General features: G+C 60.6%; 18 protein-coding genes and 2 pseudogenes. 11 read left to right on the forward strand and 9 right to left on the reverse strand.

The features are described from left to right. Window positions 1–8: 8 nt before the first annotated feature. Together A3AY_RS0121315 and A3AY_RS0121320 are read right to left on the reverse strand one after the other, a co-directional pair. Entirely contained in the window at window positions 9–1,196 is a 1,188-nt protein-coding gene (locus A3AY_RS0121315) for a ZIP family metal transporter (protein WP_018327707.1), read from the reverse strand. Further along, complete coding sequence (locus tag A3AY_RS0121320; protein WP_026203685.1) at window positions 1,193–2,323, reverse strand: multicopper oxidase domain-containing protein; 1,131 nt, start codon at window positions 2,321–2,323, stop codon at window positions 1,193–1,195. Before A3AY_RS0121320 ends, A3AY_RS0121315 begins: the two co-directional genes overlap by 4 nt. A gap of 193 nt (window positions 2,324–2,516) precedes the next feature. Here A3AY_RS0121320 and mntR point away from each other — a divergent pair, with 193 nt between their 5' ends. Next, window positions 2,517–2,978 carry a manganese-binding transcriptional regulator MntR gene (mntR, locus tag A3AY_RS0121325; protein WP_018327709.1) on the forward strand — a complete coding sequence of 154 codons (462 nt, stop codon included), beginning with the start codon at window positions 2,517–2,519 and terminating at the stop codon, window positions 2,976–2,978. 117 nt (window positions 2,979–3,095) lie between these two features. Here mntR and A3AY_RS0121330 read toward each other — a convergent pair whose 3' ends face one another. Together A3AY_RS0121330 and A3AY_RS0121335 are read right to left on the reverse strand one after the other, a co-directional pair. Further along, window positions 3,096–4,415 (reverse strand): MFS transporter, encoded by a 1,320-nt coding sequence (locus A3AY_RS0121330; RefSeq protein ID WP_018327710.1) that lies wholly within the window; start codon window positions 4,413–4,415, stop codon window positions 3,096–3,098. Between the two features lie 7 nt (window positions 4,416–4,422). After that, window positions 4,423–4,698 carry a metal-sensing transcriptional repressor gene (locus tag A3AY_RS0121335; protein WP_018327711.1) on the reverse strand — a complete coding sequence of 92 codons (276 nt, stop codon included), beginning with the start codon at window positions 4,696–4,698 and terminating at the stop codon, window positions 4,423–4,425. A gap of 177 nt (window positions 4,699–4,875) precedes the next feature. Between A3AY_RS0121335 and A3AY_RS0121340 the strand changes: the two genes are divergently transcribed. Continuing rightward, window positions 4,876–5,028, forward strand: coding sequence for a DUF1059 domain-containing protein (locus A3AY_RS0121340; protein ID WP_018327712.1), 153 nt, complete (start codon window positions 4,876–4,878; stop codon window positions 5,026–5,028). Window positions 5,029–5,300: 272 nt separating this feature from the next. Next, a pseudogene (locus A3AY_RS40680) lies at window positions 5,301–5,387 on the forward strand (DsbA family protein); the annotation flags it as partial. Window positions 5,388–5,458: 71 nt separating this feature from the next. Here A3AY_RS40680 and A3AY_RS35790 read toward each other — a convergent pair. Together A3AY_RS35790 and A3AY_RS0121350 are read right to left on the reverse strand one after the other, a co-directional pair. Further along, window positions 5,459–5,830 (reverse strand): annotated as a pseudogene (locus tag A3AY_RS35790) (alpha/beta fold hydrolase); the annotation flags it as partial. Window positions 5,831–5,946: 116 nt separating this feature from the next. Beyond that, window positions 5,947–6,597: a hydrolase gene (locus A3AY_RS0121350; protein WP_018327714.1), complete on the reverse strand. Its 651-nt coding sequence runs from the start codon at window positions 6,595–6,597 to the stop codon at window positions 5,947–5,949. A 154-nt stretch (window positions 6,598–6,751) separates the two neighbouring features. Here A3AY_RS0121350 and A3AY_RS0121355 point away from each other — a divergent pair, with 154 nt between their 5' ends. Continuing rightward, window positions 6,752–7,645: a LysR family transcriptional regulator gene (locus A3AY_RS0121355; protein WP_018327715.1), complete on the forward strand. Its 894-nt coding sequence runs from the start codon at window positions 6,752–6,754 to the stop codon at window positions 7,643–7,645. A 265-nt stretch (window positions 7,646–7,910) separates the two neighbouring features. On the opposite strand, the gene A3AY_RS40685 is transcribed toward A3AY_RS0121355, so the two are convergent. The 3 genes from A3AY_RS40685 to A3AY_RS0121375 form a co-directional block, all read right to left on the reverse strand. Next, window positions 7,911–8,096 (reverse strand): hypothetical protein, encoded by a 186-nt coding sequence (locus A3AY_RS40685; protein ID WP_018327716.1) that lies wholly within the window; start codon window positions 8,094–8,096, stop codon window positions 7,911–7,913. Window positions 8,097–8,354: 258 nt separating this feature from the next. Further along, window positions 8,355–8,816 carry an ArsR/SmtB family transcription factor gene (locus A3AY_RS0121370; protein ID WP_018327718.1) on the reverse strand — a complete coding sequence of 154 codons (462 nt, stop codon included), beginning with the start codon at window positions 8,814–8,816 and terminating at the stop codon, window positions 8,355–8,357. After that, the gene (locus A3AY_RS0121375; protein ID WP_018327719.1) at window positions 8,813–9,448 is read right to left on the reverse strand and encodes a peroxiredoxin; all 636 of its coding nucleotides are present in this window, start codon (window positions 9,446–9,448) and stop codon (window positions 8,813–8,815) included. The genes A3AY_RS0121370 and A3AY_RS0121375 overlap by 4 nt, the downstream gene beginning before the upstream one ends. Window positions 9,449–9,595: 147 nt before the next feature. Between A3AY_RS0121375 and A3AY_RS0121380 the strand changes: the two genes are divergently transcribed. The 7 genes from A3AY_RS0121380 (at window position 9,596) to A3AY_RS0121410 (ending at window position 17,429) form a co-directional block, all read left to right on the forward strand. Then, window positions 9,596–10,534 carry an MBL fold metallo-hydrolase gene (locus tag A3AY_RS0121380; protein WP_018327720.1) on the forward strand — a complete coding sequence of 313 codons (939 nt, stop codon included), beginning with the start codon at window positions 9,596–9,598 and terminating at the stop codon, window positions 10,532–10,534. Between the two features lie 5 nt (window positions 10,535–10,539). Beyond that, window positions 10,540–10,971 (forward strand): YeeE/YedE family protein, encoded by a 432-nt coding sequence (locus A3AY_RS0121385; protein ID WP_018327721.1) that lies wholly within the window; start codon window positions 10,540–10,542, stop codon window positions 10,969–10,971. After that, window positions 10,971–11,411, forward strand: a complete 441-nt coding sequence (locus A3AY_RS0121390) for a YeeE/YedE family protein (protein ID WP_018327722.1) — start codon at window positions 10,971–10,973, stop codon at window positions 11,409–11,411. Before A3AY_RS0121385 ends, A3AY_RS0121390 begins: the two co-directional genes overlap by 1 nt. Before the next feature lie 15 nt (window positions 11,412–11,426). Further along, complete coding sequence (locus tag A3AY_RS0121395; protein ID WP_018327723.1) at window positions 11,427–13,106, forward strand: bifunctional protein tyrosine phosphatase family protein/NAD(P)/FAD-dependent oxidoreductase; 1,680 nt, start codon at window positions 11,427–11,429, stop codon at window positions 13,104–13,106. A gap of 32 nt (window positions 13,107–13,138) precedes the next feature. Then, entirely contained in the window at window positions 13,139–14,896 is a 1,758-nt protein-coding gene (locus tag A3AY_RS35795) for a SulP family inorganic anion transporter (protein ID WP_018327724.1), read from the forward strand. Between the two features lie 195 nt (window positions 14,897–15,091). After that, the gene (locus A3AY_RS0121405; RefSeq protein WP_018327725.1) at window positions 15,092–16,855 is read left to right on the forward strand and encodes a chloride channel protein; all 1,764 of its coding nucleotides are present in this window, start codon (window positions 15,092–15,094) and stop codon (window positions 16,853–16,855) included. A 163-nt stretch (window positions 16,856–17,018) separates the two neighbouring features. Then, window positions 17,019–17,429, forward strand: coding sequence for an APC family permease (locus A3AY_RS0121410; protein WP_154663321.1), 411 nt, complete (start codon window positions 17,019–17,021; stop codon window positions 17,427–17,429).

Consider the following 17,429-nt stretch of genomic DNA (forward strand, 5'->3'; position numbering starts at 1 on the left):
GCGGCGCGTCAGATTTTGACGAGCATGGCGGTCACGTACATGAAGGCAACACCTGCTGCCAAGCCGCCGAATGACGCAGGTGCCAGCAGTGCCTTGATGCCGTGGCCATTCGAACGGCCCATGAGACCGCAGACTTCGACGATTACCTGGGCGATCGCGCCCGCGCCGACGGCAAGCGCGATCGCGGTCCATTGTGGCGCATAGGCGAGGCTTCCGGTCCAGATTCCGAGCACTGCCGGGCCGCCCGCAAGTAGGGCAAGTCCGACAAAGGAAAGCAGGCTTGGCTTGACCTTGAGAATAGGCGCGGCGATGCCGATGCCCTCGGTGATGTTGTGCAGGGTGAAGCCGAGGACGAGGAACGTGCCCAGTCCCGCGCTGCCCGCCGCGAACGCCGCGCCGATGGCCAGGCCCTCGCCGAAATTATGCAGGCCGATGCCAAGCGCGATGAACGTGGCGAGCGCCAGCCCCGTCGGCGTGCCGCGTCGGCGTCCCACTGCCATCAGCACGAGGAAGCTGGCCGCAGCCGTCAGAACGACCATGATGCTGCCCTGGAAGATTGGTGCGGATGCACTGGCGAATTCCAACGCCTCGACGAAGGTATCCACCAGCAGGAACGCCAGCAGCCCAACGGTCAAGGCGAGGAGGAACGTCATCGTTCCCTGGCCAGCGCCGCGCAGGGCCGGATAACACATCAGCCCGATCGCGACGGGCAGGATGCCGACGAAGGCTCCGAGAATGGCCTGCGACCAAAGGCTGCCCGAGGTGGCGACCGGCGTCGGCACCGCGACGGCGATCTCGTGGTCGAACGTGGCACCGGTATTGGTGACGAAGGTCACATTGTGGGTTTCGCCCAGCACCCAGGGGAACGGGAGACTGATCCAGGCCGTGTCGCCGCGGGCGATCGGGCCTTGCGGCTCCTGGGTGAATTCCCAGTAGGCGGCATCCACCTGGACCTGCGCGACCACCATCGGGTCCGAGCCGCCGGCGCGGACAAGCAGTCGCACTCCGTCGTGATCGAGGATCGTGCGTTCGATCGTCAGGTTTTCGACTGGCGGTGCGCCGTTGTTGAAACCTTGCAGCGGATTTGTCTGCAGCAGCCAGACGATGGCCACCGCCAGAACTGCGACGGGCAACAGCAGCCAGAGATAGCGAGACAAGCCCGAGACCGGAGCCGCGTCGATCTTTTCGTGCATCATGACAGCGTCACCTGAACGTCGAACATGCCCATCCAGCCAAGTTCGGTGAATTCCGATTGGTGCGCGTGGAACATGTAAAGCCCAGGCTCATGTTCCTCGAAGGTGAATTCGAGAATCCCCCGTTGTGCCTGACACTGCGTGATCAGATCGACCGTCTTCAGCGTCGGCGTCAGCGTCGTTCCCTGATCGTAGTAGTCGAAGAAATTGGCATGCAGGTGGAACGAGTTGATCGGGTCGAACTCGACGATGTTCATGAGATAGATGCGGACCGGCCGACCTTTGTCGATTTTGATCGGTTCCTTCGCATAACAGTGCGCGACGGTGTTGCAGGCGTAGAACTCGTTCTCGCCATCGAAATTCGTGTCGAAGGCGTTCATGACCATCGCCAGTTCCTGCCATCGCGCGTTTTCAGGTGAGCCGAGAAGCCGCGATTTGGCGACCTCCAGATGGTCGGGGTGGCGTGCGGGGTCGGGATCGATCACGAACAGGCCGTACATGCCCTTGTGGATGTGCCGTGCCAGCGGCAGGGCATGGCAATGATAGAGATGGCAGCCGAAGGGCTTGGCGGTGATCTCGTAGACGAACTCTTCCCCGGGACCGATGACACCCGCGCCGGGCACGCCATCCATCCGGGCTGCGTGAATGCCGTGGAAGTGCAGGGAATGCGGATGCGAGCCGTTGTTGATCAGCTTGATTCTCAGGCGCTCGCCCTCGGTCGCCCGAAGGGCCGGGCCGGGGACACGGCCGTTGTAGGTCCAGGCCGGAAACATGACGCCGGGCGCGATCTCGATTTCCTTTTCCTCGACCGTGATTTCGAAATTGCGCAGCTTGCCCCCGTCCGGCAGGTCGCTCAACTCGCCTGTATACCAGTCGGTGAGCATGCTCGTCGGATCGAAGCCGTTGCGGCCGTTATCCACGTTCCCGACAGTGATCATCGCCCCGTGCGCTGACCTGTGGGCGGGAGCGACATCCCCGCTCTTCGCAGTGGAGGCAGCGGCACCATGATCGCCCGAATGCGTCTCCTGCGCCACCGTCGTGCTGGTGCAGATGCTCGTTGCGCCGAGCGCGGCAACCCCACCACCCAACAGGCTTCGTCTACTCAAGGCGGTCTGTGCCCACTTCAGCATTTTAGCGGAAACTCCAATTAGCAATTTCAATGAAATAAAGCATTATAGCATGATTATAGCAATAGCTATATTACAGCCGACGATCGAAAACGGCAAGGACTGTCATTCGCATCTGGTCAAATGAGGATTGGATATATAGCCTTTGCTATGTTATTGTAATCGCCGGTTGAATTTATGAGCAGGCGGAATTGAATTGAACGAGAAGAATAGCCAGACGATCGAAGTCGAGAGTTCGCTTGTCGCCCCCGATACCCAGATGGAGAGCTTCAAGCAGGCGCGGCACAACCGCCGCAGCGAACTGGTGGAGGATTACGTCGAACTCATCGCCGACCTTCTCGCCGACGGCGGTGAGGCGCGGCAGGTTGATATCGCTCAGCGCCTTGGCGTGGCCCAGCCGACCGTCGCCAAAATGCTGAAGCGGTTGATCGCGGAGGGCTATATCCAGCAGCGCCCTTACCGGGGTGTTTTCCTCACGAGTATCGGCAAGGAACTGGCACGCGTCAGTCGAGAGAGGCACCAGATCGTCGAGGCGTTTCTCTGCTCGATCGGTGTCAGCGTCGAGACGGCGCGGATGGACGCGGAAGGCATCGAGCACCACGTCAGCCCGGAAACACTCGAGGCTCTTAAAAAATTCACGGCAACGGTCCGCGCTTAATGTCCGCAAAAACGGGTGCGTGGCTGGAAAGAAGCGTACCATTTCGATGTCCGCTTCGACGTCATCGACCCAGGTAGGGCCGAACAGCCCGCTCCTTACATTCACTTTTGCGCTTTCTCAAGGCGAATGCGGCCATTCCCGGTGTAGCCGATCAATGACGAAACCATGTGTATGGCGGTTTCGACGATGGTGATGGCCTTCTGACCAGTGCGGGTCGTCAGGCAACAGATCGTCATGGGTATGCATCAGTTCGTCTAGGTCGGCCGCTGGCCAAAGAAGAACGGCCGAAACCAGACCGACCAACGCCAACACTCCGAGTGCCAGAGCCGCAGCCGTCAATCCAAGCGTCGCACCAAGCCATCCAGCCAATGGGTAGGTAAGAAGCCAAGCCGCATGCGACAGGGCGAAGTGCGCGGCGAAAAGCGCGGGACGATCTTCGGTGTGGGCGGAGCGCCGTAGAAGTCTTCCCGACGGCGTCTGCGCGATTGAATAGCCGATCCCCAAAACCGCCCACAATGCCAGGAGGGCCGGGAAACTCGCGACTCCTGTCGTGAGAAGAAGGCCTCCGATCAAAAGTCCAGTGCCGGCGAGCATCACCGATCGATCGGCAACTCGCTCCAGCAGCTTGGGCAGCACGAGAGCCGCGAGCATCGATCCGCCTCCAAACGCCGCGAGGGCACTGGCCGTAGCGGACTGGTCGAGAACGAATGAGGACTGAACGATCACGACGGTGTTCACGATCACCATCGAACCTGCGGCAGACACAGCGAGGCAGACGGCAAGAAGCCCCCGTAGTCGCGGCGTCGCGAGATAGATGCGGATGCCCCGCGTGGTGCGATCGTAGATGCCCCGCCGTTCCTTCGCCACCGGACTGGGCAGCAAGACGGAGACGACGAGGGCCGCCGATGCGACGAAGCCGATCACGGTTCCGAGAAAAAGGGAGTGGAACGAGATCATCGTCAGGAGCAGGGCGGCAAGCGCTGGACTGATCAGGCTCTCGAGGTCGTAGGCCAGACGCGAGAGCGACAGCGCCTTGGTGTACTCCTTCTCGTTGGGCAGGATGTCGGGAATCGTCGCCTGGAACGTCGGGGTGAACGCCGCCGAAGCGGACTGAAGCAGAAAGATGAGAACGTAGACCTGCCAGACATCCGTCACGAATGGGAGCGCCACGGCAACGCCCGCACGGACGAGGTCGAGTGTTACCAATACCGCCCGCCGTGGCAGGGTTTCTGCGAAAGCTCCGGCCACGGGCGCGACGACGACATAAGCGATCATCTTGATCGCCAAGGCGGTCCCGAGCACTGCGCCGGCGCGGGTGCCCGCGATGTCATAGGCCAGCAGGCCGAGCGCGACGGTGGCGAGGCCAGTGCCGACGAGGGCGATCACCTGCGCGAAAAACAGATGCCTGTAGACCCGGTTGGCGAGCACGTTGAGCATGTGAACCTCAGAGGTACTTGGTGATCGACTTGAACTCGTCGATCGACTGGCGCTGGTCTCGTGGAAGCGCTCCGACAGTGTCTTCGAGACAGTGGTCGAGGTGATCCTGGATCAGGGTTCGCTTTGCGTTGGTGATCGCCTTCTCCACCGCCTGAAGCTGTTGGGCGATGTCGAGGCAGGGGCGGCCTCCCTCGATCATCGCAATCACGCTTTTCAGATGTCCCTCGGCTCGCTTGAGCCGCTTGACGATCTCCGGATGTGTCTCGTGTTGGTGCCGTGTCATGACATCTACCTATCCTCCTGGAGAGGTTATTTCAACTGAAGAACAGACCCTGAGGTTTTCATCGGGCATTCGTAAGAGAAGACCTCTTCTTCGTTGTTGAGACTACGCGTGCTAGTGTGATGGCAGCGTGGAGGTGAAGCTATGGCTTACTCATATCGTTGTGAGGAATACCCTGGAATGGAAGCCTGTCCGGCGTCGTTCGTGGCCGAGACAGAAGCGGAACTGTGGAAACACATCGAACTTCATGCAGCGACCGCCCATCAGGAGAATCCCGAAAAGTGGTCCTCGGAGGATCGGCAACAGATCAGAAACCTGATTCGGCAAACGTAGGGTCTGGCGCGCAGCGGACGCCGAGAGACAAACGTGAGGCGGCGGCCGTCGTTCGGAGCCGCGTCGTGCAGCGCTGGGAGTGATCGTCGAACCAACGGCATGAAGCTCCGTCGGCAGGCTGCGGCCGAGAGCGAAGTGACCGCCGTCATCTCAGAGCGGCGCGATGAAATCTTCAACGATCCAGATTCTCCGGTCGGGACCAATCCTCAGGGCGACGCCACCTCGTGGAGTTCTTCGATTACAATTGCCCGTACTGCCGTCAGGCGACGCCGATGCTCGATAGACTCGAGCAAGAGGACAAGGGGCTACGCCTCGTTTTCAAGGAATACCCGATCCTCGGACCCGGCTCGGTCTCTGCCGCCCGGGCGGCGCTCGCAAGCCAGAAGCAGGGCAAATACCTCGCCTTCCACAAGGCGATGATGGCCTACGAGGGCCGCATTTCAGGGTTGTCGTCGGTCTTCAGCATCAGGGCGGAATGGCGGCGACGAGGACGGCTTTGGCCACCCGGCCCGCAGGTTCGCCATGTCGCGGCACGTACCGCGCCACTTCGCCGCCACCCCTGGAATGGCCGATGTGAACCGCGTTCTTCAGGTCCAGCGCCTTGGCGACGGCAAACGCGTCGGCCGCGTAGTGATCTTTGTCGTGACCGTCGGCGACCTGCTCCGAGCGTCCGTGGCCGCGCCGGTCATGCGCGACGACACGATAGCCCTTCGACAGGAAGGAAAGCATCTGCGCGTCCCAGTCGTCAGAGCTGAGCGGCCAGCCATGGTGAAAAAACGATGGGCTGGGCGTCCTTGGGACCCCCGCCATAGCATTCATCGCTGACATCACATGGCGTCCCTGTGAGGTGAGGATGGCGAGGGCCGGCAAACGGATCGATTCCGACCCTCACCGGAATGCTCGCCATGCCGGCCCGGGTCAGCCTTCGCTCGGCACCGGCGTGTTGAGAAGCTGCTGCTCCCAAAGATACGCGATGCCGCTGCCGCCGAAGTGCTGGATGAGCATCTCGGTCAGCTCCTCGACATGCTCGGTGCGCGCCCAATCGCGTTGCCATTCGCCAGCGAGCGCCATCACGGTCATCACGTTGGCGCCGGCCGCGGCCATGCGCTGGATGGCAACTTCGTGAGACTCCTTCGAAATCCCGCCCGACGCGTCGGTGATCACGGTCACGTCCCAGCCTTCGCCGGCGGCCTGGATGGCAGGCATTGCGACGCAGACCTCGGTCCACAGGCCGGCGATGATCAGTTGCTTGCGGCCGGTCGCCTTGACGACGTTCACCACATTCTCGTCCTGCCAGGTGTTCACCCAGGTGCGATCGATGACTTCCTGGTCCGGAAATACGTCGGTGATCTGCTTAAAGAGAAGTCCGCCGCGCGCCGCGATCACGCTGGTGAGAATGGTCGGAACATTGAAGGCTTTTGCCAGCTTCGCCAGCGCGGTCGTGTTGTTGACCACCATATGCGGATCGTGGCTGTTCAGGTTCGCGAGTTGATAAGGTTGGTGATCGATCAGAACGAGGACCGAATCTTCGGGACGAAGAAGCGAATCGAGGCCGTTACGAGGGGTCATCAAGACTTCCTTTCTCTGCCGCTATGGACGGCGATGGGTTCACGGGAGACATGCGCCAGCGGGCGACGTTGCCTGGACGCAATTTGCTGTTCCTTTTGGTGGTGCGGTAGTGCCATAGTCGGGCAAGCTGTGTCGCGAAATAAGGAACGCCGGAATGGACATCGAAGACCTACAGACATTCGTCGCAGTGGCCGATGCCGGGGGCGTATCGGCCGCCGCGCGCCGGCTTGGCGTCTCCAAATCGATCGTCAGCCGGCGACTCTTCCGGGTCGAAGCGGAGCTTGGCGTCCAGCTTCTTGCACGAACGACCCGCGGCGCCGCGCTCACGGAAGCGGGAATCACGTTCAGGGACCATGCGGCCAGAGCCAGCGCCGAGATCGACACCGCCAAGGAAACGATCCTCCCCACCGGTGAGTTGCGCGGCCGCCTGAGGGTTGCCATGCCGCTTACGTTTGGCCCGACCCACTTCGCCCCCGTGCTTGCGGACATGGCGCGCCAGCACCCGCAGCTTCACATCCATACTTCCTACAGCGATCGCTTCGTCGATCTCATCGCAGAGGGTTTTGATTGCGCGATTCGGGGTGCCTACCTCCAAGACTCAAACCTGATCGCGAAGCGCGTCGGGCCGATCCATGGAAAGCTTGTCGCCAGCCCGGATTACATCAAAGCGCACGGGTCACCTGAGACCCTGGACGAACTCGTCACCCATCAGGCCCTCATGCAGGGAACGGAGGCCTGGCAGTTCATGGATGGCGACAAGATCGTCACGGTTCAGCCGCAGGGCAGGTTCAAGGCCGACAGCGCCACGGCGCTTGCCGCTGCGGCGGCGGCAGGTCTCGGCATCGCCTGGCTCCCCGATTGCATCACATATGAATATGTGGCCTCCGGCGCTCTGGTCCCGATCATGACACGCTATCCGGTCCCTCCGGGGGCGGCGTATGTCGTCCGCCCGCCGGGTCAGCATCCCACGCGGAAAGTGCGTGTGCTTACCGAAATGCTGGCTGAGTACTTCAAACGGAACCCGGACGTTTGGGGTCTCGACCGTTAAAACACGGGGCGAAGCCTTATCAATGAATTGCGTTCGACGGTCGCTCTACTGCGAGCCGCCGAACGTGACGACATTGCCCACACGTTCCACTTACTGCGACACAGCTTTCGCTGGGCTCCGGACCTGGGGCTGCCTTGGTTGATTATGCAATGGTTGACTGGCCGTTTTCGGGACGAAGCCCAATCGACCTCAACGACTGGCGTGAAGGCGCATAGCGGACACCTTTATCTCAGCATGTCTCTCGAGCATCCGTCTTGATGACCGGCTATCTGATGTTGTCGCTGATCGATCTGTAGCAGGCGTCAGCCCCACCGACGTCTACCTTGCTCACGGCCTTCCATGTCTGTCGATCGTAGTCGAAGAACTCGATGACGCATCGGTTCGTGCTATATTCTAGCCATTGGGCGGCGAGCAGTCGGCTGTCCACTTCGAACTGCAAGTCAAGGTACATATTTTCCTCGCCACCGCGGGGAAGCCTAGCCGGGCGACCCGTCTGATTGTCGGCGACCACGACGCCTGAGCAGCCGGTTCCACAGCCAAACTGGATCACAGAATAGTGCCATCCCAAATGCGGGTCCGGAAGGAGTTGAAATCGCGGTCACGCTTTTTGAAGTCAGGCAGGACGGTCTTCTCCTTCATGCTGCTTCCGGGTTGATGCCTGACCGGCATCCGCCGCTGGCCATCGTCGCGACATGGAATCGAAAGCGCTTCATTCAACGGAATCCAGCCGGGCAAAATGAGCGGCCCCACTCAGATTTTGCGGATCGATTGGTGGTAAATTGGGAGCGCGGGTCAACCCTGCAGGTGCCTCCTGGGCGAGGCTGCTTCCGGGAAAAACGTCGGGACCTGTAGCGCCTGGCGCTGCGCAAAACATCTGGTAGAGCATATCCATGACGATCTTTGTCCGTCCGTCAGCGATAGAATAATAGATCGTCCGGGATTCACGCCGTGTCTTCACCAGTCCCGACTGCCTGAGTTCTGCCAATTGCTGAGACAGAGCCGGCTGCTTGATCCCCAGTCCCCCCTGAATATCGCTGACCGATCGCTCCTTCCCGGCAATATGGCAGAGAAGCATCAGCCGGTTGGCGTTGCTGAACTGGCGCATGAACTCGGCCGCCTCCGGAGCTTGTTCGAGAAGCGCGTCGAGAGAGACGTCGGACTTCCCGCTCATGCGCGCTTCTCCCGGAAATACCAGGCTTCGCCGTTCCGGATGTCATCGGATGAGACATCGAGGGCTAGACCTGCCTGTTCGATGAGATTCTGGCCGGGACGCCAGCCTTCGGGTGTCGAGGCGCTCTCGCGATCGGCTGCCTGAAGGGCTGCGACCAGCCGAAGCAGTTCATCGACTGAGCGACCAACGTTCATGGGATACCAGACGATGGCGCGGATAATGCCGGCAGGATCGATGACATAGGTCGCGCGGACTGTCGCGCTGCTGGGCGCACCGTTGTCCAGCATGCCGTAGGCGCGCGCGATGATCATGGAGGGGTCTTCCAGGACCGGAAAGGCGATCTTTACACCGAACCGATCGTGGATATCGCGCAGCCAGGCGACGTGGGAATGGAGGCTATCCACGGAGAGCGCGAGAAGGGCGCAGTCGAGCTTGTCGAATTCCGGCGTTGCCTTCGCAAAGGCAATGAACTCGCTGGTGCAGACGGGCGTGAAGTCTGCAGGATGCGAGAAGAATACGAGCCAGCGCCCCCGGAAACCTGAAAGTGCAATCGTGCCAGCCGTCGAACGCGCGGTGAAGCCCGGCGCTGCGTCGTTCATGCCCGGCGGGGCTATGGAGGGGATGTCGCTCATACTCTGGTCGCTCGTGGTTGGATTTCAAGTCAGGTGGATGCGCATCATCCTTAGCCCAAAACTGCATCTGATTTCTACAAAATACATACTTGCATATTTAATGTAAATATGTATTTTAAGCGGGCCTTATTCACGGAGACAAGAGCCATGACCGAGAGAAATCCAGATGTCGCGCTCGATCACGCCAGTGCAATCATCAATGCGGCGCTCGCCGATCCGAAACAGCGCCCGGTCGTCAAGTCCTTCTTTGACGATCAGACATTTACAATCAGCCATGTGGTGCGCGATCCGGGCTCGAATGCCTGCGCGATCATCGACAGCGTCCTTGATTATGATGCCGCTTCGGGGCGCACGACCAACGCCTCGGCGAACGCGCTGATTAATTACATAAAATTCGAAAGTCTCGAAGTTCAGTGGCTTCTGGAAACGCATGCTCATGCAGACCATCTGTCTGCCGCCCCGTTGTTGCAAAATCTCCTTGGCGGGCAACTGGCGATCGGGCGCGAAATCGTTCGCGTGCAGGAGGTCTTTGGCAAGATTTTCAATGCCGGAACCGAGTTCCAGCGCGATGGAAGCCAGTTCGACCAGCTCTTCAACGATGGTGATCGGTTCAAGATCGGTGGTCTCGAGGCAACGGTTCTGCACGTTCCGGGCCATACGCCGGCCTGCCTTGCCTATGTCATCGGCGACACCGTGTTCCCGGGTGACACTATGTTCATGCCCGACTACGGCACGGCGCGCTGCGACTTTCCGGGTGGCGATGCCCGGCAGCTTTACCGCTCCATCCGCCGCCTGACGAGACTGCCGGCTGAGGCGCGCATGTTCCTCTGCCACGACTACAAGGCCCCGGGCCGCGACGAATATGTCTGGGAAACGACTGTCGGGGCGCAGCGCACCGGCAATATCCACGTCCACGACGGCGTCACGGAAGACGAGTTTTACAAGATGCGTACCGAACGGGACGCTACGCTTGCCATGCCAAAACTCATTCTGCCATCCGTTCAGGTCAATATGCGGGCCGGCCAGTTGCCGCCGCCTGAAGACAATGGCGTCCAGTACCTCAAGATACCCATCAACACCTTGTGAGCATCATGTCCCAGATCAACTTTCTCTGGCCGCTTTCCGGCGGCCTGCTCATCGGCCTCTCTGCCGGCCTGTACCTTCTTCTCAACGGCAGGGTCGCCGGCATATCGGGCCTGACGGCCTCGGCCGCGAGCTTGACCGATGCAGGCATCAGTTGGCTTGGGATGGGTTTCATCGGTGGCATCCTCGCAGGCGCAGCCCTTGCATCCGCTCTGATCCGCCAGCCCGAACTGACGATAACCGCATCGCCGGTGCTGCTGATCACAGGCGGTCTGATCGTGGGCTTCGGGACGCGGCTCGGGTCCGGCTGCACCAGCGGGCACGGCGTCTGTGGCCTGGCGCGCCTGTCTCCACGCTCGATGATCGCCACAGCGACCTTCATGGCGGTCGCAGCCCTGACGGTCTTCGTCGTTCGGACCCTCTTTGGTGGAGGTGCATGATGTTTGCGCGCATCCTGGCAGCCGTCGCCTGTGGCCTTCTGTTTGGGGCAGGTCTTGTCGTATCGGACATGATCAATCCGGCCCGCGTCCTTGCCTTCCTGGATATCACCGGTAACTGGGACCCTTCGCTCGCCTTCGTCATGGGCGGTGCGCTGATCCCGTCATCGATCGCCTACCTTATCCGCAACAAGCGCCGGGCACCGGTCTTCGATACGACGTTCCATGTGCCTGCCAACGGGAAGCCGGACGGGCGGTTGGTCGGCGGCGCGGTCCTGTTTGGGCTGGGTTGGGGTCTTGTCGGCCTCTGCCCGGGGCCCGCGATCGCCGCGCTGACGACCGGACGATGGGAGGCTGTTCTCTTTGTCGCAGCGATGCTGGGGGGAATGATCGCCTATCGCTTCACGCTCGGCCGGCCAATGCCCGCCTACACATCCAGATAATCCGGGGAGGAAACTATGGATATCCGCAAACTGACCGATATGATTGCCGCATCCCCGCAAATCGAAATCGAAGACATCGAGGCATTGGCCGCGCTTGGTTACAAGTCCATCATGTCCAACAGGCCGGATGGCGAGGAGCCAAGCCAACCATCGGCAGAGGTCGTCCGGGCTGCCGCCGAAGCGGCAGGTCTGGCCTTTGCACATGTCCCCGTCGTTGGAGGCAGCATTTCCGATGCTGACATCGAAGCACTCGGCAAGGCATTGAAGGAGTTGCCGCAGCCTGTTCTCGGCTTCTGCAGGACCGGAACGCGGACAACGACGCTCTGGGCTTTGTCACAGTCTCCAACGCTCGGCGTCGCCCCGGTAATGTCAATCGCAAGCCAGGCGGGATACGATCTCTCGGCCCTGCGATCCCGACTGGAGGCTCGGTCACCCGCCGGCGCGATGAAGAAGCCGGCGCTCACCTGCGACGTCCTCATCGTCGGTGCTGGCTCGGCGGGCATCGCAACCGCTGCCAGCCTGCTGAAACGCCGTCCAGGTCTCGACATTCTGATTATCGATCCTTCAGACCGCCATGCCTATCAACCGGGCTGGACGATGGTCGGCGGCGGCATATTCAAGCCCCAGGATACGGTCCGCCCGATGCGCGACATCATGCCCGATGGCGTCCGTTGGGAGAAGGTCGCCGTTGCGGCCTTCGAGCCGGAGCGGGACACGGCGTCTCTGGCTGACGGGCGTACGGTTGGTTATCGCATGATAGTCGCAGCCCCCGGCATCAAGCTCAACTGGGGTGCCATCGAAGGGCTTGAAGACAGCCTGGGGCGCAATGGCGTCACCTCCAACTACCGTGTTGAAACCGCCCCATATACCTGGAGCCTTGTACGGAACCTCAAAGGCGGGCGGGCGCTGTTCACCCAGCCGCCCATGCCCATCAAATGCGCCGGCGCGCCGCAGAAGGCCCTCTATCTTTCGGGCGATCACTGGTTCCGCATGGGCCGGATCAACGATATCGACATCGAGTTCCACAATGCCGGTCCCGTGTTGTTCGGCGTCAAGGATTATGTCCCGGCGCTGATGGAATACATGACGAAATACCGCGCCGACCTGAATTTCGGTTCGCGCCTCGTTTCGGTCGATGGTCCGTCAAAGACGGCGACCTTTGCCCGCACAGGGTCTGATGGGACGGTCACGGAAGACAGGCGCGGCTTCGACATCATCCATGTCTGCCCGCCGCAGATCGCGCCCGACTTCATCCGCGAAAGCCCGCTTGCGGCGGCAAGCGGCTGGATAGAGGTGGATGAGGCGACCCTGCAGCACAAGCGCTTCGAGAACATCTTCGCGCTCGGCGACGCCGCCTCAACATCCAATGCCAAGACGGCTGCCGCAGCGCGCAAGCAGGCACCGGTGGTGGCCGAGAACCTACTGGCGGTCATGGCCGGCAAGGCGATGCCGTGCGTCTACGACGGATACGGTTCCTGCCCGCTGACCGTCGAGCGCGGCAAGATCGTGCTGGCCGAGTTCGGCTATGGCGGTAAGCTCCTACCGACGTTCCCGACCTGGCTGATCGATGGCACCAAGCCGTCCTCGCTTGCCTGGTACCTGAAGTCCGAAGCCCTGACGCCGCTCTATTGGCATGGCATGCTCAAGGGCCGCGAATGGCTCGTTTCCCCTGAAATCAAGTCCTCGGCCGCGTAGGCGGCTTTGCATCACCAAAACGGTCACAAGCAATGTCGAGCAGCCTAGCAAGATATTTTCCCGTCCTCGAATGGGGCCGCACCTATAGCGGCCGGATTCTCGCGAACGATCTGGTAGCGGCGGTGATCGTCACCATCATGCTCATTCCACAGAGTCTTGCCTATTCGATGCTTGCTGGCCTGCCGCCCGTCATCGGGCTCTACGCGTCCATGGCCCCTCTGCTGGCCTATGCCGTCTTCGGTACCAGCCGGACGCTGGCCGTCGGACCCGTCGCCGTGATCTCGCTGATGACGGCTGCGGCTGCCAGCAAGGTGGCAACAGCCGGTTCGCCCGAGTACATCGCGGCGGCGCTCATCCTGGCATTTCTGTCCGGGCTTATTCTGCTTGTGATGGGGCTGCTGAAGCTTGGGGCGCTCGCCAATCTGCTGTCGCACCCCGTCATCTCCGGCTTCATCACAGCGCCCGGACTGATCATCGCATCGAGCCAGCTTGGCCATATTCTCGGCATCAAAACCTCCGGCGAAACGCTGGTGGCGATCGTCGGCAGCTTTTTCCGCAATATCGGTCAGCTCAATCCTTGGACCGCCATGGTTGGTATCCCGGCCGTCGCCTTCCTGTTCTGGGTCAGAAAGGGTCTGAAGCCGCTCTTGATCAAGCTTGGTCTGCAAACGCGGCCCGCCGATCTCATTGCCAAGGCCGGTCCGGTCTTTGCCATCGCGCTGACCACCGCCGCCGTCGCGCTGTTCGACCTTGCCGAACATGGCGTGAAGATCGTCGGCACCATTCCGACTGGTGTTCCGCCGCTGACAATTCCGTTGTTCGATCCGCAACTCTGGATGCAACTCGCCGCGCCCGCTCTTTTCCTCAGCATCATCGGCTTCGTCGAATCCGTCTCGGTTGCCAAGACCCTCGCCGCCAAGCGCCGCCAGCGCATTCGGCCGGATCAGGAACTGATCGGGCTTGGGGCTTCGAACCTCGCTGCTGCGTTTACGGGCGGATATCCCGTCACGGGCGGGTTTGCCCGCTCCGTCGTCAACTTCGACGCGGGTGCTGAAACGCCGGCCGCTGGCGTCTTTACCGCCATCGGCATCGGGCTCGCCGCCCTGACGCTCACGCCGCTCCTCTACTTCCTGCCCAACGCGACGCTGGCGGCGACGATCATCGTTGCCGTCCTCAGCCTCGTCAACATCAAGGCCATCCTTGACGTCTGGCGTTATTCCAAGAGCGATTTCGCCGCCATGATGCTGACCATCGGCATGACGCTTGTCGCGGGCGTCGAGGCAGGCGTGGTCGCCGGCGTCGGCCTCTCGGTCCTGCTTTTTCTCCACAAGGCCTCGAAACCACATATGGCCATCGTCGGCCTCGTCCCCGGAACGCAACACTTTCGAAACATCCACCGCCACGAGGTCGCGACCAGCCCGCGCGTTCTCAACGTTCGCATTGACGAGAGCCTGACGTTCACCAATGCCGGCTGGCTGGAAGAAGCCGTCACGGACTTGGCCCTCAAAAGCCCGGATGTACGGGACGTCGTGCTGATGTGTTCGGCGGTCAACGAAATCGACGCGACGGCACTCGAAAGTATCGAGGCGCTGAACCATCGGCTGTCATCCGCGGACGTCCGCCTGCACCTGTCGGAAGTCAAGGGCCCCGTGATGGACCGGCTTAAACGTTCGCATTTCCTCGAAGAATTGACCGGGCAGGTTTTCCTGAGTCAGTTTGATGCCCTGCAGGCGCTGTCGCCTGAGTTACTGTTGGCAACGTCGGTCAAACGTGTGGCACCGATTCGCTGATTCCTTGACGGCATTTCTCGCAACACATCTCGGAACCAACGGTGTACGGGAACCGCAGAGCGGGCCTTTCACGAAAGATGGTCGCGGTGGTCAGGCCGAGATTGCGCAGCGAGCGTGATGGGGCTAATTCGGTCCGATGGCTGACCATGTGATGGGTGTTTGGAAGTGAATGTGGCGTTTGCGTTAAGGAACGCGTTGCGGCGGTCAGGTCCTCTGAGGCTTCTGTTCGCGCCCGGCCGGTTCAGAGCTTTCGTTCGCCAGAGCGAGCTTGGTATCGCGATTATCGGGGCAGTCGTCGGCGTGATTGCCGGGCTCGTGGTGGTTGCCATGGCAACGGTTGTGCGTTTGCTGCATGAGTGGATTTTTCGCATTGGAGCAGACGAGCGGTTGAGCAGTGCAACCTCGCTCAATCACACCATCATTCTGGTGGCACCTATCATCGGTGGCCTGATCCTCGGTGCTGTTATATTCATCCTCGCTTACAAGCGCAAAAAGCCGATGGTCGATCCGATTGAAGCCAATGCGCTTCATGGCGGACGTCTTTCGTTAACGGACAGCTTTATTGTCTGTGTTCAGAACCTTGTTTCAAATGGTTTCGGAGCATCCGTAGGGCTGGAGGCCGGCTATACTCAGTTGTCATCCGGTTTTGCGTCCAAGATCGGCATTGCGTTGAAGCTGCGCCGGGGCGACCTGCGTATCCTCGTCGGTTGCGGTGCCGCCGGCGCGATCGCTGCCGCGTTCAATGCGCCTTTGACCGGCGCGTTCTATGCGTTCGAACTCATCATTGGCTCCTACAGCATTGCCAGTCTTACGCCCGTGATCGCCGCATCCTTGCTGGCGACGAATGTCGCACGGCTGTTGATGCCAAGCAGCTTTCTGGTGAATGCGGCCACTTTTGGCTCCGTCATTCCAACCGACTATATGCCAGCGCTTCTGCTCGGCCTGCTTTGCGCAGGTGGAGGCATCCTTCTGTTGACGGGTGTGTCGATGGTGGAAGAGGTGGCCCGCAAGAGTTCTATTCCTCCCGCTGTCCGTCCCGTCCTCGGAGGGGCGATCGTCGGACTTCTTGCGATTGTGTCGCCGCAGGTGCTGTCCGGCGGGCACGGCGCGTTGCACCTCAATCTTGACCAGGATTTGGCTATTCCCGCGCTTGGATTTCTGCTGCTAATGAAATCGCTGGCGTCAGCGGTATCGATCGGTTCCGGGTTTCGCGGTGGTCTGTTCTTTGCCTCCCTGTTTCTCGGTGCTTTGCTGGGTAAAATCTACGCCTTGGCGGGCATGTTGCTTTTTCCCGGAACCATTTTGGTGCCGACGGTCTACGCGATCATCGGCATGAGTTGCCTGGCCGCTTCGGTTATAGGCGGACCTTTGACCTTTCTCGCCCTCGAGGTGACCGGTGATTTCTCGATCACCGCCTTGACGCTCGCTGCAGTCATTACGGCATCTCTGACGGTACGGAACCTGTTCGGATATTCGTTTGCGACCTGGCGGTTTCATCTGAGGGGCGAAAGCATCCGCAGTGCGCACGATGTCGGTTGGATCAGAAACCTGACAGTCGACAAACTGATGCGGCCCGATGTGAAAACAGCAAACGTTGGAAGCACGCTCGGCAAATTCCGGGAGTGTTTCCCGCTCGGCTCGACGCAGCGCGTTGTAATTGTTGATAACGCTGGCAAGTATGTTGGCATTGTCATCGTCCCCGAGGCCCACACCAGCCTCGTCGCGGATGGTGAAGGGGTGATTTTGGACCTAGTTCGCTACAAGGCCGCCTATCTACTTCCGACCATGAATGCCAAGCAAGCAGCGACGATCTTCGAACATACTGAAAGCGAAGCGCTGGCGGTGGTCAACAACAAGATCGAACAACGGGTTATCGGGCTTCTCACAGAGAGTTACACACTCCGTCGCTACAGCGAAGAGTTGGACAAGAGACGCCGGGAGGTCTCGGGAGAGACCTGACCCGAGCACAAGATGCGGACGTTGTTTCGGCGTCGTTGACCGCCTTCCTCGTGAGGCGGTTCGCTCGCCGGCATCTGTTTTCCACCGCCCTATAGGTTGGCGATAGACATCGCCCCGGTTGTCGCACTTTCGCGAAGTTTTGGCGCGGTCGAAAGGAGATAGCGTGTCCGAACTGACGATACTGACGGTGGCTCCGGCAAAGCTCCAGCTCCACGCTCACGCTCACGCATGCGGTCCTCTATGGGCTGGGCGTAGCGATTGGTGCGGGCAGGGGAACCTGCCGGCTTTCCTCGGTAGGTTGAACCCGGTAACCGGTACGCCGCTGGTCGCAACCGCGATCGGTGTTTCGATGATCCTTGTCTTTTCACTCGCGGTGCCGCTTGAAGGCCTGGCAAAACTGACAAAGCAATTCACGCTTGGCGTGGTCGCGATCGTCAATCTTTCCTTGATCCGCATAAAGATGCGGGAGGTAGCGCCCCCACCCGGCATTTTTGTCTGCCCTTTCTGGGTGTCCGTCGCCGGTCTGATTGCCAGCGTGCTTCTGCTCGCGCTCGATATCGTCCTGTTTTCTTGA

The sequence above is a fragment of the Rhizobium giardinii bv. giardinii H152 genome, assembly GCF_000379605.1.
GTDB lineage: Bacteria > Pseudomonadota > Alphaproteobacteria > Rhizobiales > Rhizobiaceae > Pararhizobium > Pararhizobium giardinii.